This window comes from Mesorhizobium sp. WSM4817 (assembly GCF_055811135.1).
The window spans coordinates 112,313-126,863 of the sequence record NZ_JBVVQQ010000002.1 but is presented as its reverse complement, the minus strand read 5'-3'; the positions used below and the strand labels follow the sequence as shown (position 1 = coordinate 126,863).

12 protein-coding genes are annotated in these 14,551 nt (G+C 61.3%); 3 read left to right on the top strand and 9 right to left on the bottom strand.

What is annotated here, in order from left to right:
- Nucleotides 1-13 precede the first annotated feature (13 nt).
- Complete coding sequence (locus AC0L2K_RS03300) at nt 14-1,408, bottom strand: malonyl-CoA decarboxylase (RefSeq protein ID WP_287394692.1); 1,395 nt, start codon at nt 1,406-1,408, stop codon at nt 14-16.
- 199 nt (nt 1,409-1,607) lie between these two features.
- Between AC0L2K_RS03300 and AC0L2K_RS03295 the strand changes: the two genes are divergently transcribed.
- From AC0L2K_RS03295 to AC0L2K_RS03285, 3 genes are all read left to right on the top strand, one after another.
- A complete protein-coding gene (locus AC0L2K_RS03295) occupies nt 1,608-2,258 on the top strand; it encodes a GntR family transcriptional regulator (protein WP_128245230.1) in 651 nt (216 codons plus the stop codon).
- Between the two features lie 268 nt (nt 2,259-2,526).
- Nucleotides 2,527-3,000 (top strand): hypothetical protein, encoded by a 474-nt coding sequence (locus AC0L2K_RS03290; protein ID WP_128245229.1) that lies wholly within the window; start codon nt 2,527-2,529, stop codon nt 2,998-3,000.
- 103 nt (nt 3,001-3,103) lie between these two features.
- Complete coding sequence (locus AC0L2K_RS03285; RefSeq protein ID WP_287394693.1) at nt 3,104-5,179, top strand: sigma-54-dependent Fis family transcriptional regulator; 2,076 nt, start codon at nt 3,104-3,106, stop codon at nt 5,177-5,179.
- Between the two features lie 186 nt (nt 5,180-5,365).
- Here the strand turns inward: AC0L2K_RS03285 and AC0L2K_RS03280 are convergent, their stop codons facing one another.
- From AC0L2K_RS03280 to AC0L2K_RS03245, 8 genes are all read right to left on the bottom strand, one after another.
- Nucleotides 5,366-6,409 (bottom strand): NAD(P)-dependent alcohol dehydrogenase, encoded by a 1,044-nt coding sequence (locus AC0L2K_RS03280; RefSeq protein WP_473530599.1) that lies wholly within the window; start codon nt 6,407-6,409, stop codon nt 5,366-5,368.
- A gap of 38 nt (nt 6,410-6,447) precedes the next feature.
- Nucleotides 6,448-8,079, bottom strand: coding sequence for a molecular chaperone GroEL (gene groEL / locus AC0L2K_RS03275; RefSeq protein WP_287394694.1), 1,632 nt, complete (start codon nt 8,077-8,079; stop codon nt 6,448-6,450).
- 77 nt (nt 8,080-8,156) lie between these two features.
- On the bottom strand, nt 8,157-8,957 hold the full coding sequence (locus AC0L2K_RS03270; protein WP_287394695.1) for an iron-sulfur cluster assembly protein: 801 nt from the start codon (nt 8,955-8,957) through the stop codon (nt 8,157-8,159).
- Nucleotides 8,958-8,962: 5 nt separating this feature from the next.
- Nucleotides 8,963-9,985, bottom strand: coding sequence for an amidohydrolase family protein (locus AC0L2K_RS03265; RefSeq protein ID WP_128245224.1), 1,023 nt, complete (start codon nt 9,983-9,985; stop codon nt 8,963-8,965).
- 73 nt (nt 9,986-10,058) lie between these two features.
- The gene (locus AC0L2K_RS03260) at nt 10,059-10,430 is read right to left on the bottom strand and encodes an MmoB/DmpM family protein (RefSeq protein ID WP_091589951.1); all 372 of its coding nucleotides are present in this window, start codon (nt 10,428-10,430) and stop codon (nt 10,059-10,061) included.
- A 17-nt stretch (nt 10,431-10,447) separates the two neighbouring features.
- A complete protein-coding gene (locus tag AC0L2K_RS03255) occupies nt 10,448-11,506 on the bottom strand; it encodes an aromatic/alkene monooxygenase hydroxylase subunit beta (RefSeq protein WP_287394696.1) in 1,059 nt (352 codons plus the stop codon).
- Between the two features lie 50 nt (nt 11,507-11,556).
- Nucleotides 11,557-12,618, bottom strand: a complete 1,062-nt coding sequence (locus AC0L2K_RS03250; protein WP_128167864.1) for an NADH:ubiquinone reductase (Na(+)-transporting) subunit F — start codon at nt 12,616-12,618, stop codon at nt 11,557-11,559.
- A 54-nt stretch (nt 12,619-12,672) separates the two neighbouring features.
- The gene (locus AC0L2K_RS03245) at nt 12,673-14,346 is read right to left on the bottom strand and encodes an aromatic/alkene/methane monooxygenase hydroxylase/oxygenase subunit alpha (protein WP_023799652.1); all 1,674 of its coding nucleotides are present in this window, start codon (nt 14,344-14,346) and stop codon (nt 12,673-12,675) included.
- Between the last annotated feature and the right edge of the window lie 205 nt (nt 14,347-14,551).

Below are 14,551 nucleotides of genomic sequence, written 5' to 3'. Positions count from 1 at the left end.
CCCAATCTGCTTATTAGGTTTTCTGCATTTCGGTGCGGCGTCGACGAACCGGGGCCGCGATATGGGTGTCGGTCGAAGCGGTTGCCGCCAGTTTTCTCACCTCCGGCGAAGCGGCTATTTCGCCATGCTGAGCCAAGGCTTCGTGGTTCGCCTCGATGTCGTCCAACTTGTAAAAGTAGTTGACCATCAAGCCGTGGGACTGCCGCATCGCCTTGGCGGAGCGATCGGCGAGGAAGTTCAGCCGTTCAAGGCGAGCGCCGTTGCCCAAATGAAAACGCGCCACAGGATCGACCGGCCGTCTGCCGGTGGCCCGTTCCCTAATGAAATAGCGTGCGGCGAGCGGGAGAAGCACCGCTTCAACGAGCCGTGCCTTCTGCGGATTGTCCGCCCAGCCCGGATCGTCCAGCAGCTCGAGCGTCTTTAGGGTCCGATCATCGAGGCTCGCATCGGCCGCCTTGCGCAGTCTTGCCAGCCAGCCAGCGAAACCCGGAACCGGCGACAGCGTCACGAAGGTCTTCAAGCCAGGCAGGTCGCGGCGCAAATCCTCCACCACCTGCTTGATCAGAAAATTCCCGAAAGAGATGCCACGCAGTCCGTCCTGGCAGTTGGAGATCGAATAGAAGACAGCGGTGGTGGCGTCCTGGGCCGTGATCGGCGAACGGTTTACATCGAGCACATCAGCGATGGCGGAGGGAATCGCCCTGGTCAGCGCAACCTCAACGAAGATCAGCGGATCGTCTGCGAGACGCGGGTGGAAGAACGCAAAGCACCTGCGGTCGGCTGGAGCTAGCCTCCGCCGCAGCTCCTCCCAGCCGGCGATTTCATGCACCGCCTCGTATCTGATGATCTTCTCCAGGATGTCGGCCGGCGTCGACCAGTCGATCGGACGCAGGGTCAGAAAACCGCGGTTGAACCATGAGCCGAACAGGTGGGCGAAGTCGGCATCGACGGCGCGAAACGGTTCCGTCGCATCCTTCATGGCTAACAGGCGCTCGCGCATCTCCACCAGCCTCGCTGTGCCTTTGGGGGCCAGGTTCAGTCTGCGCACCAGTTCCTGGCGACGCGGCTCGGCGGCCTGGTGCAGTTCGATGACGGCGTCCGAACTCCTGTCGCTGCGGTAGCGCTCGATGGCTTTGTCAAGCTTGGCGATGTCTGGGCCGAACTGTTCGTGCAGCATACGCGCGAAGTCTTGCTGACCGGCCGCGTCCAGTTGGGCCCAGCGCTGAAGGACCTCGGCGGCCAATGCCATGCCCGAGGCCTCGCCCCGGCTCGACAACAGCATGTCGCAGAGTGTTTCGATATTCGTCTCGGCTTGGACCGGTTCGCTGCGCGCCCCTGCCGCAACCAGCCTGCGGCCGCGATCGGTAATGCTTTGCACCATATCGCTAAAGAACGAGATGCCTGCCATGTCGGAGTCCCTCCTGGCAAAAAAATCGAAATCGGCGCAAGCAGACCCGCCGCGCGGCCTTGACGCGTGCCGGTGCTCGGATGCATCCACCCATTTGTGTGCGACTTGCCTTTTGTGGTATTGTTCTTAAACGCTCTTGTACGCAAAGTCAATGTTCTTGCATACAAGATTTATCATGCTGCATTGGAAGGCCCAGAAAATGTCGGAGAATGTCGTTCAGCGCCTACGTGACGAGATTGAAAACGGCATAATCTCGAACGACTTCGCCCCCGGTGCACGACTGGACGAGGTGCAATTGGCAACACGCTTCGGCGTATCGAGGACGCCGGTGCGCGAGGCGCTGATGCAGTTGAACGCAATCGGGCTGGTGGAGATCCGGCCGCGCCGGGGTGCCGTGGTGATCGATCCGGGACCGCACCGCATTTTCGAAATGTTCGAGGTGATGGCGGAACTTGAAGGCTTGGCCGGTTCGCTGGCCGCGCGACGGTTCACCGATACCGATCGCACCACCATCCTAGCCGCGCATGCAGATTGCGAGCGTTCGTCTTCGGCCGGCAACAGCGACGCCTATTATTACGATAACGAGCGCTTTCACAAAGCTATCTACGCTGCCAGCCACAGCGGTTTTCTGGCCGAGCAGTGCGTCGCGCTGCACCGCCGCCTGCAGCCCTACAGGCGTCTCCAACTGCGCGTGCGCAACCGCGTTGCCACGTCGTTCGCCGAGCATGGCGCGATCGTGGAAGCAATCCTCGCTGGCGACGCGGAGCAGGCGCGCACGCTCCTACGGCAGCATGTCAGCATCCAGGGCGAACGCTTCAGCGATCTTGTAGCGACGCTGGCGAGCAGATAGTCCGTCACAAGTCGAGCCTCTCGCCTTTCACCGTCGCCTCAATGAAGCCAAGCCGCATGCTGAGGCCGGCATGGCAGCGGGCGTGCATCTGAGCAAGCGGGCGTTCCGGTTATCGGAAATCCCGTGTAGCAGCCGCCTGCTACCAGCAAAGCAAATTTTGGCGCTAACTTGATATGAATGGCGAACTTCGCCGAGGCGGTGTAGGGTTCACCGTAAAAGAAGAATTGAGCCGTAGAAACGGCGACGCGGAGCGAATCTGGGAGGATTCATGGTCGAGATTATCTCCAAGCGGGATGGCCCGCGGCGCGAGGACGCACAAGTCAAAAGACTGATCGAGCAGAACCGCTCGACCATCGTCCGCCTTGCCGACCAGATCAGCGGTGGCGGCTATTCCGCTTCCAGGAAGCCACGACAGCAACCAAAGGCGGAAGGTCTGATCATCCATGTTGGCGGCGGCGCGGCACCGGTTGCCGAGGCCAAGCCGTCCATCCAAGTCACCATGAACGGCCGCGTCATTTCGAAGGATCGGAACACCGGCCGTCAACTTCATCACATCGGCGATATCCGCGACCGCGGCGGCGACCAGGTCTTCGTGCTGGCAACAAAGCAGAATGGCTTCTTCTCGCCGGTCGACGAAATCGTTGCCGAGGCGCTTGCCGACATGGACGGATCCCGCCTCGCTGCCACCTATACCGAAGAACAGCTTGCCTTCGACATCGGCGCGAAACTCGGCATCAACTGATCAGGCTAACGCCTGGGCGTGCTTCTTCACGTCCAACTCGCGGCAGCCTACGAACGCGACAGCATACAGAAATGGCATGCCTCAAAGGTTCTGTGATGACTGAATGAAACGCGAGATAGCCCCCAATCAGATGAAGATCGATGCCCTTCCGGCACGTAGGTCGCTGGCCACCGGCCAAATGGCTCTGAGCAACATCGACTATGACGAGCATGCCACCATGCGCGCCTGGGAGAGTTTCCTGGCTGACGAGCCCAAATGCGCCGGCGATGCTGTCCACCCAAGCCACGTCCGCTCCCTCATTCACGATTCCTGGTATCGTAGTGCCACCGGCGGCATCAACGCTCAAGGCATTGAAGCGCCGCTGAGCAGTGATCGCGACGAAATCGAATATCTTACCCGGGCCAATGCAGAACTGCTTTCGGCGGCGCGGCGGTCGTTCGCGTCGCTTGGCCAGTTACTGGACGGGACCGGCGCGATGCTGGTTCTGGCCGACAGTGACGGCGTGCTGATCGACGCCATCGGCGACAAGAAGACGCTGCATGACGGCATGGATATCCACTTGGCCATCGGCGGCAAATGGAACGAGGATGCCGTCGGGACGAACGGCATCGGTACGGCGCTGTGGACCGGCGAGCCGACTTTCGTGCATGCGGCCGAGCATTTCTGCGCTGGCATCAAATCCTGGACCTGCGCCGGCGCGCCGATTCGCGACCCGCTGGACGGCAAGATCATCGGTGTGGTCGACCTGTCAGGCTATTCGCCGATCTTCAGGCCGCACAACACCGCGCTCGTCGCCGCGACAGCCCGGCAGATCGAAAAGGCATTGGCCGAACAGCAGCAGGAACAGCGCACGCGCCTGCTCGAAGCTTTCATTTCATCGGCTCCCGGCTACCGCCGAAAGGACGGGCTGGTAATCGTCGACCACCGCGGTCGTGCCATCTTCTGCAACAATGTGCCTGATGGCGAGGCCGCTGAGATGATGGACGGCCCGATGGAGCCAGGCCGTGGCCGCTGGCTGATGAACCTTCCGTCCTCCGGCTCCGAAGCCGACCTTGCCAGGGCGCTGCCGGCCCATCTGCGATCCTGCCATATCACCCCGCTCAAGCTCGATGGCGACCTCCGCGGCGCGGCGCTGGTGTTCCCCTCCGTGCCGGCAGTCTCCACTGCGGCGGTGGTCCACCGGGAAGTGAACAAGCATCTTCAGGATGCTGTCGCCATGATCGTCGGCGAAAGCGAAGCGCTGCATGCCGCCATCGACGTCGCCCGCCGCGTCGCCCGGTCGAGCAGCGTAACATCGCTGTTGGTCGAGGGTGAAACAGGGGTCGGGAAAGAGCTGTTTGCGCGGCTTGTCCATGCCGGCAGCCGGCGCACCGCGAACGATCCGTTCATCGCCATGAATTGCGGGGCGATCACCAGGGACCTGTTCGGCAGCGAGTTGTTCGGCCATGTCGCCGGCGCCTTTACCGGCGCCTCGCGTGAAGGCAAACCGGGGGTTTTCGAGCTCGCCCATGGCGGCGTCCTCAGTCTCGACGAGATCGGCGAATTGCCGCTCGAGATCCAGCCGTTTCTGCTGCGTGTCCTGGAAGAGCGCGTGGTCAACCGCATTGGCGACAGCCGGGGCCGCCCGGTGGATGTGCGCCTGGTCGCCTCGACCAATCGCGATCTCAAGCACGAAATTGCCGCAGGCCGATTCCGCCGCGATCTCTACTATCGAATTGGCGCGGTTTCGATCACTGTTCCACCGCTGCGCGAGCGTGGCGAGGATGTGCTGCTGCTGGTCGAACATTTCAACCGGCAGATCGCCACCGCAGCGGGCGAGGACCCGCTGGAATTTTCCCAAGAAGCGCTCGATGCCCTGCTCGCCTATCAATGGCCGGGCAATGTACGCGAACTGAGGAACCTCATCGGGCGGTTGCATGTCCTGGCGCGGGGCCGAGATATCGGGCTCCACGATCTCCCCGGTGAAATCGCGGCGCCCAGCGCCACGTCCGATGATGGCAAGACCCTGTCGGCCGAATCGCCTGGAGGCACACTCGTCGAGGCGGAACGCCAGGCGATGAAGAACGCATTGGCAGCCGAGGGCGGCAATCTCAGTCGGGTCGCGCGGCGGCTCGGTATTTCCCGGCCGACGCTCTATCGCAAACTCGACCAATACGGCATCCGCCGCGGTTTCCTCTAGGATCAGAACCGTCACCGGCACAAAAGCGCCGCGCGGCATTCGCGCCACTGGCTGGGGAAAATCATGCCAATGGTCAGCGAAATCACCACAGCAGCGCCGATCTTGGTGATGCCGCCCGGACCCTTTCTCTCCCTCTAGATGTGACCGGACACCGCACCCGACCGCGCGAAATCCGGTCCATATATTTCAGGGCACGATGACGCCGCGGCCGGTGAACCGGCGGTTCTTGAAATCGTCGAGCGCAGTGTTGATGCTGGCAAGGTTGTATTCGGTGTAGTGCATCTTCACCTTGCCGTCGGCGTTGAGCTCCATCAGTTCGACAAGCTCGGTGAAATTGCCGACCAGGCTGCCGCCGATGTTGATCTCCTCGATGACGAGATGGGCGGTCGGCACATTGATATTGCCGCCATAGCCGACGACGAACAGTTGCCCGCCCTTGCGCACCATCTTCCAGCAGATGTTTTCGACGCCGAGCTCGCCGACGAAATCGATGACCACATGGGCGCCTCCGCCGGTGATCTGGCTGACCTCCTCGATGACGTTCGGTCCGCCATCGAGGACGAAGTCGGCGCCGAGATCCTTGGCCAGCACCTGTGCTGCCGGCTCGCGATCGACGGCGATGATGCGGCAGCCCGAGATCGCGTGCAGCGATTGCAGCGCGATGTGGCCGAGCCCGCCTATGCCGAGCAGCACACAATAGCTCCCTGGTCGCAGCAGTTTGGCGGCGCGCTTGGCGGCGCGATAAGCGGTGATGCCGGCGTCGGCAAGCGGCGCCACCTCGATCGGTGTGACGTTGGCGTTCAGTTTGATCAACGAACGCTCGCTGGTGATGAAATACTCCGCGAAACCGCCGTTCATGCCGAGGCCCGGAAATTGGCCGTTATCGCAGTACATATCCTCGCCGTGGCGGCAGTTGAGGCAGATGCCGCACAAGCGGAAGGGGTGGCAGATCACGGCGTCACCGCGCTTGACCGACCTGACGCCGCTGCCGACGTCCTCGACCCAGCCTGCATTTTCATGGCCCATGATGTAAGGCAGCAGCGTGCCCTCTGGATCCATGGTCGGCTTCCACACACCCTCGATGATGTGGAGGTCGGTGCGGCAGAGGCCGGCAGCACCTACCCGCACTATGACCTCGTCGGGAGCGGTAATGGTCGGCGCCTTGACCTCCTCGACCCTGAGCTGGACATTCATATGCGGGTCGTATTCGTAGAGTCTGGCAGCTTTCATCGTCGTATCCTTTCAACGTCGAGATTGTTCGGATTGCTTCAGGCGCGGCCGAGCTTTTCAGAGCCGCCGCCGCGAGCCGGTCCGGTCGTCGGGTCCTCGTCCTCGGCGAGATGGCCGATCAGCGTTTCGGTGGTCAGGATCAGCGTCGCCACCGAAGCTGCGTTGGCGAGTGCTGTGTAGGTGACGCGGACCGGATCGATGATCCCTGCCTCGAACATGTTCTGGTAGCTGCCGGCAGACGCGTTGTAGCCGTAGCCGCCGTTGATGCGCGTGACTTCCGCCACGACCGCTTCGGGATCGGCGCCGGCATTGACGGCTATGCGCCAGAGCGGCCGCGACAGCACCGATCGCACCAGGCGCACGCCTTCGGCGACATCGCCGTCGACGTTCGCCGCCACCTTGTCGAGCAGCGGCGCGATCTGGGCAAGCGCCGAGCCACCTCCGGCGACCACGCCCTCTTCGGATGCGGCGCGCACCGCATTCAGCGAATCCTCGATGAGCTGAATGGTTCGCTTTTGCTCGACCGGCGTGACACCGCCGGCATAGAGAATCGCGGTGCCGCCAGAAAGCTTGGCCAGGCGTTCGCGCAGCTTGTCCTGATCGATATTCGGCGGCGAAGCTTCATACTGCCGCTGCACCTGAGCGCGACGCGACGCGATTGCCGCGTGGTCGCCGCCGCCGCGGATGATCGAGGTGTAGGACGAACTGGTCTTCACCCGGTCAGCCGTTCCGAGATCGTCGGCGGTGATGTCCTCCAGCCGACCGCCGAGGTCGCGCGCGATCACCTTGCCGCCGGTGATGATCGCCAGATCCTCCATCATCGCCTTGCGCCAATGGCCATATTCCGGCGGATGGACAACGAGGTATTTTCCAGGTCCTTGCTTGCCGAGCAGCGTCACCACAACTTCCGGCGACATTTCCTCGGACACGATCAGCAGCGGCCGACCATCCTCGGCGGCAATGCGGCGAGCCGCATCCAGCGCCTCGGGCTCCTTGATCTTGAGATCGGTCATCAGGATGTACGGCCGTTCGAGAACAGCCTCCATCTTCTCCTGGTCAGTCACCATGTGATGAGAGAGATAGCCGCGGTCGAAGGACATGCCCTCGACCACATCGAGCGTGGTCTCGGTGGTGACGCTGAAGTCCGTGGTGATGACGCCTTCGGCCCCCACCCGCTGGTGGGCTTCCGCCACCAGTGCGCCAAGATTGGCATTGGTCGCCGCAATGTTGGCGACCGAGGCGAGAATGCCGTTGCCCTTAGCCGGTTTGGCCGAAGCCTTGAGCGCCGCCACCACCGCTGTCACGGCAAGGTCGATGCCCTTGCACAGATCGACGGATTTCACGCCGCGTTCATTCGCCTCCACACCGCCCTGGATGAGCGCGTTGGCGAGCACGATGGCAGTCGTGGTACCGTCGCCGGCGACCTCGTTGGTTTGCATCGACACTTCGCGAACGACCTGCGCGCCCATGTTTTCGAAACGGTCGTGCAATTCGATCTCGGAGGCGATGCTGACACCGTCACGGGTCACCATCGGCGTGCCGATCGGCCGGTCGATCATGGCGTTCATGCCTTTGGGGCCGAGCGTCGGCTCGACGGCAGCGGCCAGCCGAAAGACGCCACGGGCGAGAGCGCGGCGGGCGTCGGAGTTGTGAAGCATTATTTTGGGCATGATTCCTCCTTCCGCCTTACGGGCGGGTTGTTGGTTAGGGGCCTCGTGCGAGGGAGGCCGTTGTTTTCGGCTCTACTTCAGGCGGTCGGCGCGGCTCGTGCCGGCACGCGATCCATGATGAAATCGACCAGTGTCGGTTCGCCGTCGACCACATCCAGTTCCTTGTATCTGGTCTGCTTGAGCCCACGGCAAAGCGCGCCGTTGAACTCCATATTGACGCGCACACCGCGCAGTTCAGCGAGATGGGCGCCGAGTGCGGCAGTCGGTATGCGTTGCCCTTCCCAGGTCACGAAGACAGGATCATCCGCCCGGCGGCCGGGAAAACGCTCGATCAGAGCCGCCCGGTATCTCGGCTTCTGTTTGGCCGCTTCGCCCGCCTCGAGCCGCGCGACGTCGTATGCCGGCAGGTCCATGCCGAGGATTTCCCGATCCGTCAGACCATGCTGCCGAAAGCCCCGCAAAACCGCCTCCTGGCGCCGCTTGAATGCCTTCATCCTGAAGGTTTCACGCAAGGCGCCGAGATCCTGATCCTCGGCAAGTTCAGCGAAAATATCGCCGAATGTCTTGCCGGCTGCCATGCCGCGATTGACCTCTTCCGCGAACATGTGGTCGTGCAGCTTGACGCGATAGGCCGGCGACCATGAGAGTTGGTCGAGCGCCTTGCGGACGCCGTCCAGCATCAGGAACGCGAAGTTGGGCGAGCACCAGTAGGTCGGCAGGCGGAAATCTATCTCCACGCTGCCATCGCCCGTCATCACGGCTCGCTCGACGAAGCCCATCTCGGTAATCGGTTCGTCGAGTTCGGGGTCGTTGACCTCACCAAGGCACCGCCAGAGCTCCTTCTCGCGGTTGCCGGAAACGCTGGCGGCCGTTGCCATGGCCCCTACTCCGCCGCGATGCTGAAGGGCGAACTGGCGAGCGCCTTCTTCTTGGCTGCGATGTCGATGTTGTAGAGACGCGCGGCATTAAGACCGAGGATCTTCTCCTTGATCTCGTCGGTCAGTTGCACGCCGCGTTCTGCGGCGATGTCGTCGGGGATCTGGTAGGCCCAGAATTTCTCGACCAGCCAGCGTGGCGTCCAGATCGCGTAGTCGGAACCGAACAGGATTTTCTCCGGCCCGATCCAGAACAGCAGTTCGGCGATGACCTCGCCAAAATAGCGCGGGCGGGCATGGATGAAGGGCAGCGCCACCGCAAGCCCGCCATAGACGTTGGTTTCCTGCGTCGCGATCCAGCAGAAATCGTCGAGGCGCGGCAGGCCGCAATGCTCGATGATCCAGTTGAGGCCCTGGAAATCCGTCGCCGCGTGATCGACGTCATGCACGTCGAAGGCATCCTTGCTGAGCGGCAGGATCGTCGGGCCTTTGTGGACGTGGATGTTCCTGATGCCAAGCTTGTCGCAGAGTTCGAAGCATTTGTAGGCATCGGGATCGGTGAGCTTCCAGCCCTTGGAGGCGCCGTTCCATTCGGCCGTGTACATCTTCACGCCCTTGACGTCGTAGGTCTCCTTGAGGAAATGGATGTACTCAAGCGCCTTCTCACCGTCGCGCGGATCGAAGGCGCCGTTGACGATGAAACGCTCCGGATAACGCTTGGCCACCTCGGCGTTGCGTTCGATCGTGTTGAAGCCGTTCTTGTAGAAGTCCTTGAGATAGGTCGACTGGACGATCGCCATATCGTCTGGACCGTCGATGAACAGGTCGCGATAGAGATCGTCGGCACTGTATTTCTCGAACTTGCTCTTCTCCCACAGCTGGTCCTTGGGGCTCATCCCCGTGTGATAGGCGTAGAAGCAATCGATGAACTGCTTGCCGTGAATATTCTTCTGGTTCTCCGGGCTGCCGTCCCAGAAATGGGTGTGGCCGTCGACCACGAAAATGTCCTTGCCTTCCGGTGTCCTAAACATTCTTTCCTCCGCAAGATGCGTGTTGATCGGTTCGGCGTGCCGCAATCAGGCGGCACGCCTGATTTTTTGCCGGCTATTCGATGTATTCGAACATCTCGTCCATGTTGCCGAACAGGATCACGGTGTTGTCGTCGATGCGCACCATCCGCCCGTAGTGGGTGGAGCTGTTGACCTCGAAGGTTTCCGCCGTCATCTCGCGGCCGAGATATTCGCTGATTTCATCCATCTTGAAGATCAGCTTGCCGGTGCCATCGATCCGGATCATCGCCGGTTGATAGGTTACGATCACGTTCGGCTTCAGGCCCATGAATTCGGCGATGGCTCTGGCCTCGACCGAGTCGTTCATGGTGACGCCGCACTGATGCGAAATCGTCTGTTCGAAGGTGATGTCCTTCATCGCCCTGAAGATGTTGGATTGCGATGCGTCGCGTGCTGCAGTTGACATGACGGTTTCTCCCTGTGTCAGCGCTTGAGGCCAAGTTCGCGGAGTATCTGACCAATCCGTTCCTCGGATTTGGCACGGACATCCGCAAAGGCGACCGGCTTGGAATGCGGCATCGACCAGATCGGCTGCAGGCCGGTGGCTGCCTTGTCGGCGAGCGCGCCGTGTTTCTCGACCCAGCCCTGGAAGAGCTTCTTGTTCGCCGCGCCGTGCTTCTCGTCGTTGGCGAGCATGTGCATGAGGTCGATCGTGTTGGCGAGGTTGCGTTCGTAGTCGGCCTCGGCTGCCGAGATCACCGCAGGCGTTATGAAGTCGTGGTTGGCGGCAGCGATCTGCATCAGGAAGCCTGAGCGGAATGCCTCCCCGACCAGCGGCTCGAAGACGATGTTGATGGCGAAATACTGTTCGAGATAGTCGGTCGCGCCCATGATGGTTTCGACCGCCTCGCGGGTACCTTGCCAGTTGTTGTCCTTGAGCCAGGCCTTCTTGCCAAGTTCGTCGTCCCAGCCGGGAAGGTCCATGCCGATCTCGGCAAGGTAGAGCGTGATGTCCTGGGCAAGCCGCAGCTTGTAGGACGAGTTGGTCAGCGTCGCGTTGTTGATCATCTGGGTGTAGCCGTAACGCTGCGCCTGCATCAGCGAGGTGCCGAGCCCGAATTCGGAGTGCTTCCAGGCGCCGAGCTGCGTCTGCAGAATCTTGACCCAGGCCTTGTCGAAGGTCTTGGGCGCCCCCGACTTGCGGGCGTTGTTGATGACGCTCTGCACCATCGTCTCGATTTTCGACTGGCGCTGGTAGTGCGTGCGTTCCCATTCCTGATCGGGGGCGCGAAAGGCATGCCAGTTGGAGCTCTGCGCAGCAGTGTTCTGCTTGACATAAGCGCCCTTGCCGTCGGCAAAGGAGATGATCCAGTCCTGGATCAAGTAACGCTCCGGGTCAGGCTGCACGTCGACCGTCATGTCTTCGTAGTGCGTGGCGCGCTGGCCCTTCGGGTCGAAATACCGGTACTTCCGGCTGTCGGAATCGGCAAAGATCGCCGCGCCGGCGGCTCCGGATCCGACTGAACTCGAGATAGCTGGCATAGTCTTCACTCCCTTGTTGCAGTTGTGGTTGCAGTTGCGTGGCCGTCCCCTCAGTGGGTCGGCGTAGCACCTGTCGATGTGGTGAACTTGTCGAAGAATATCCGCTCGGTCTCGAACCCGTTCATGAATAGAACCGGCTGAAGCGCATCAATCATCGGTGGCGGGCCACAGGCATGGACATCGCCCTGCCCGTCGACCGCAAGTTGCTTGAGCTTGGCATCGACACTCTGGTGTACGAAACCGCGTTCGCCTTCCCATTCGGCGTCATCAGTCGCGTGCGACAGCACGGGAATGAAAGTGACATCCGAATGCTGGCCGACCAGCTCGGCGATCCTGTCGAGATAGAACAGGTCGTTGCGGGTCCTGGCACCGTAGAAGAAATAGACCGGACGTTTCTCGCCGCTCTTCAGATGGTCGTTGAGGATCGACCAGATCGGCGACATGCCCGAGCCGGCGCCGACCAGGACTAGTGGTCCTTGCCGTTCTTCCCGACGGAAACAGGTTCCGTAGGGTCCGACGACGGTGACTTCGGCTCCAACCTTGATTCCTCCGGAATCGAGTTCTCCAGAGAACTTTCCCTCAGGGTATTTTTTGATGATGAAGCAGAGTTTTTCGGTTTGGTCCGGCGTATTTGCCATGGAGAACGAGCGCGTAATCGTCTCCCCTTTTTCCGTGGTAACCGTGATGTCGACATATTGCCCCGCCCAGAACTTTATCGGCGAGCCGAGTTCGATCTCGATGCCGCGAATGTCGTGGGTCAGGTGCTCGATCAGAGCAATCCGGCCGTTGAACGTCTTCACGGCGATCGCTTTCGCCAAAATCTCCTCGTCGTAGTTGAGAAGCTCGACTTCCAGATCGGAGTAGGCGATGCAGCGGCACAAAAGGACGTGGCCGCTCTCCTTCTCCATGTCGTTCAGCGCGAAAGTCGAGTATTTCAGCATGTCGACTTCGCCTTCGAGTAACACGCTCTTGCAGGCCGAGCATTGCCCTTCCTTGCAGCCGTGCGGCAGGGCGATGCCCTGGCGGAAAGCGGCGTTGAGTACCGTTTCGCCATTTTCGACATCAAATTCGACGCCGACCGGGCTGAGCCTGACCGTGTGGGTTTCCGACATACGGACCTCCAGTGAAAGGAAGGGGCGGGACGAACCCGCCCCCCTTTGGCCTGATCAGTTGCAGGGGGTGATCGTGAAGCCGGCCCGGTATTCCGCCAGGTGCTTCTCACGGTCCGCGGGTGACATGGCACGCAGCGCGTTGAGCGGCGACCCGAGCTTGTTGCCTCGCACGTCGTCCAGCGTCCACATCTCCTTGTCGGCGAAACGCATATGCGGCTGCGGGACCAGCGTCTTGCCGTCGGAGCGGACGAAGTTCAGGTCCTTGATGGCATCGGCCAGATCCCAGCCGTCATAGAGCGTCTCCCATTCGCGCTTGCCGCTGAAGCGGCCCATCGCGGGTGTCGGACGGCCCTGATATTCGTCGGCGAACGCCACGGTGGCAGTCCACTTGTCGAGTTCGTGGGCGAAGGTGTGCAACTGGCCGTCGATCTCGCCGACCACCATATCCTCGCGGATCAGGCAGGGAACAAGGCAGGACCAACAGCGATGTGGATAGACGTAGCCGACGTCGCTGTTGAACAGCAGTACCTTCTCGCCCTTGTGGCTGAGCTTGGCGTACCATTTCCAGAAGTCGCCGAATTCGGCGTACCAGCCCGGATATTTGTGCTCGAACCACTCGAAGTCCTTGTCGGTCTGGGCTTCGATGCGCCAGAAGTTGACCGGCCAGCCGACCGCGAAGAACTGTCCGACCTTGTGGACATAGTTCTTCTTGGTGATGCGTTCCCAGGCCGCCTGGACGTCGTCGTGATGGACCTTGATGCCGTATTTCTCGAGCGGCAGCATGTAGGTGCGGTAGTAATCCTCATAGATCCAGCGGTGCCACATTTCCGCGTAAGACTCCTTGTTCTTGTCGCGGTTGGTGGTGCCGTATTCGATGAAGGTGCCGATGGCCGCATCGACGATCGCGTGGTTCTGCCAGAAGGCATAGCGCAGGTCGCGCTCGAGCAGCAGATGATTTTCCGGCTCCTTGAGAGCCGCCATCAGCAGTGAGTGGCCATTACCGATATGCCGGCTCTCGTCCGACTGCACCGACAGGAAGACGGTCGGCAGCGCATAGTCGCCGTTGCGGGCGGCTTCCGAAGGCATGGCGACAAAGAGCGTGTTGGTGAAGGCGGTTTCGGCCACCACGGTCAGGTACATGCAGGCGGCAGTCATGGTGTCGCCGGTGATGAAACCTTCCGCGAACTGCCGGCCGATAGTCGTGGCGTAGCATTTGCCGAAGGCTTCCTCGGTGATGTCGAAGCCAGCCGGATCGATGTAGTTTTCCATGTACCATTTCTTCAGGTTCATCTGGATCGTCGAGTGCCGGAACTCGTCGATCATCTGCATCGTGAAGCCGGTCCTGAGTTCCTCGCCAGGGGCGATACGGGCGACCATCGCCATCGAGCGGGCAGCCGAAATTTCCGGGAAGGGAATGATCGCCAGAAAGAGTTTCATCCACTCGACCCAGCGCGGTTCCACATTGCGGAACATGTCGCCGCGCAGCGCCGCATCCAGCGCGCCGTAGACCCGGTTGTCCTTCTCTTCCTGCATCGGGAAGTAGGACCGCAGGACCTGCTTCATCGGGTCGCGCGGCGTCTTGTTGATCTTGTAGTCCGTCGGAAACGTCATCGCTTCCTGGACGTAGGAAGGATTCCAGCCGAGATCGGCAATCTTCTTGGTTGCCTCGCCGACGGAGATTCCGCGTTGCGAGGTAATCTTGTTGAGCGTCAGAGACGTCATGGTCATAAGCCTCCACCAGGTTTGAGCCGCAGGTCCCTTGACCCCCGGCATGGAGCGGCGCACAGCACCGCTAGTGAGAGTGCGAACGGCACGACAAAGGTTGCGCAGTCAGGCGCGACTCATGGTCCGGCCATTCAAGTGGATCGTGGCAAAGGTTCTCGAGGCGTCTGGCAGGGACCGCGGAGCCAACCGCATATGCGATGGGCGTATC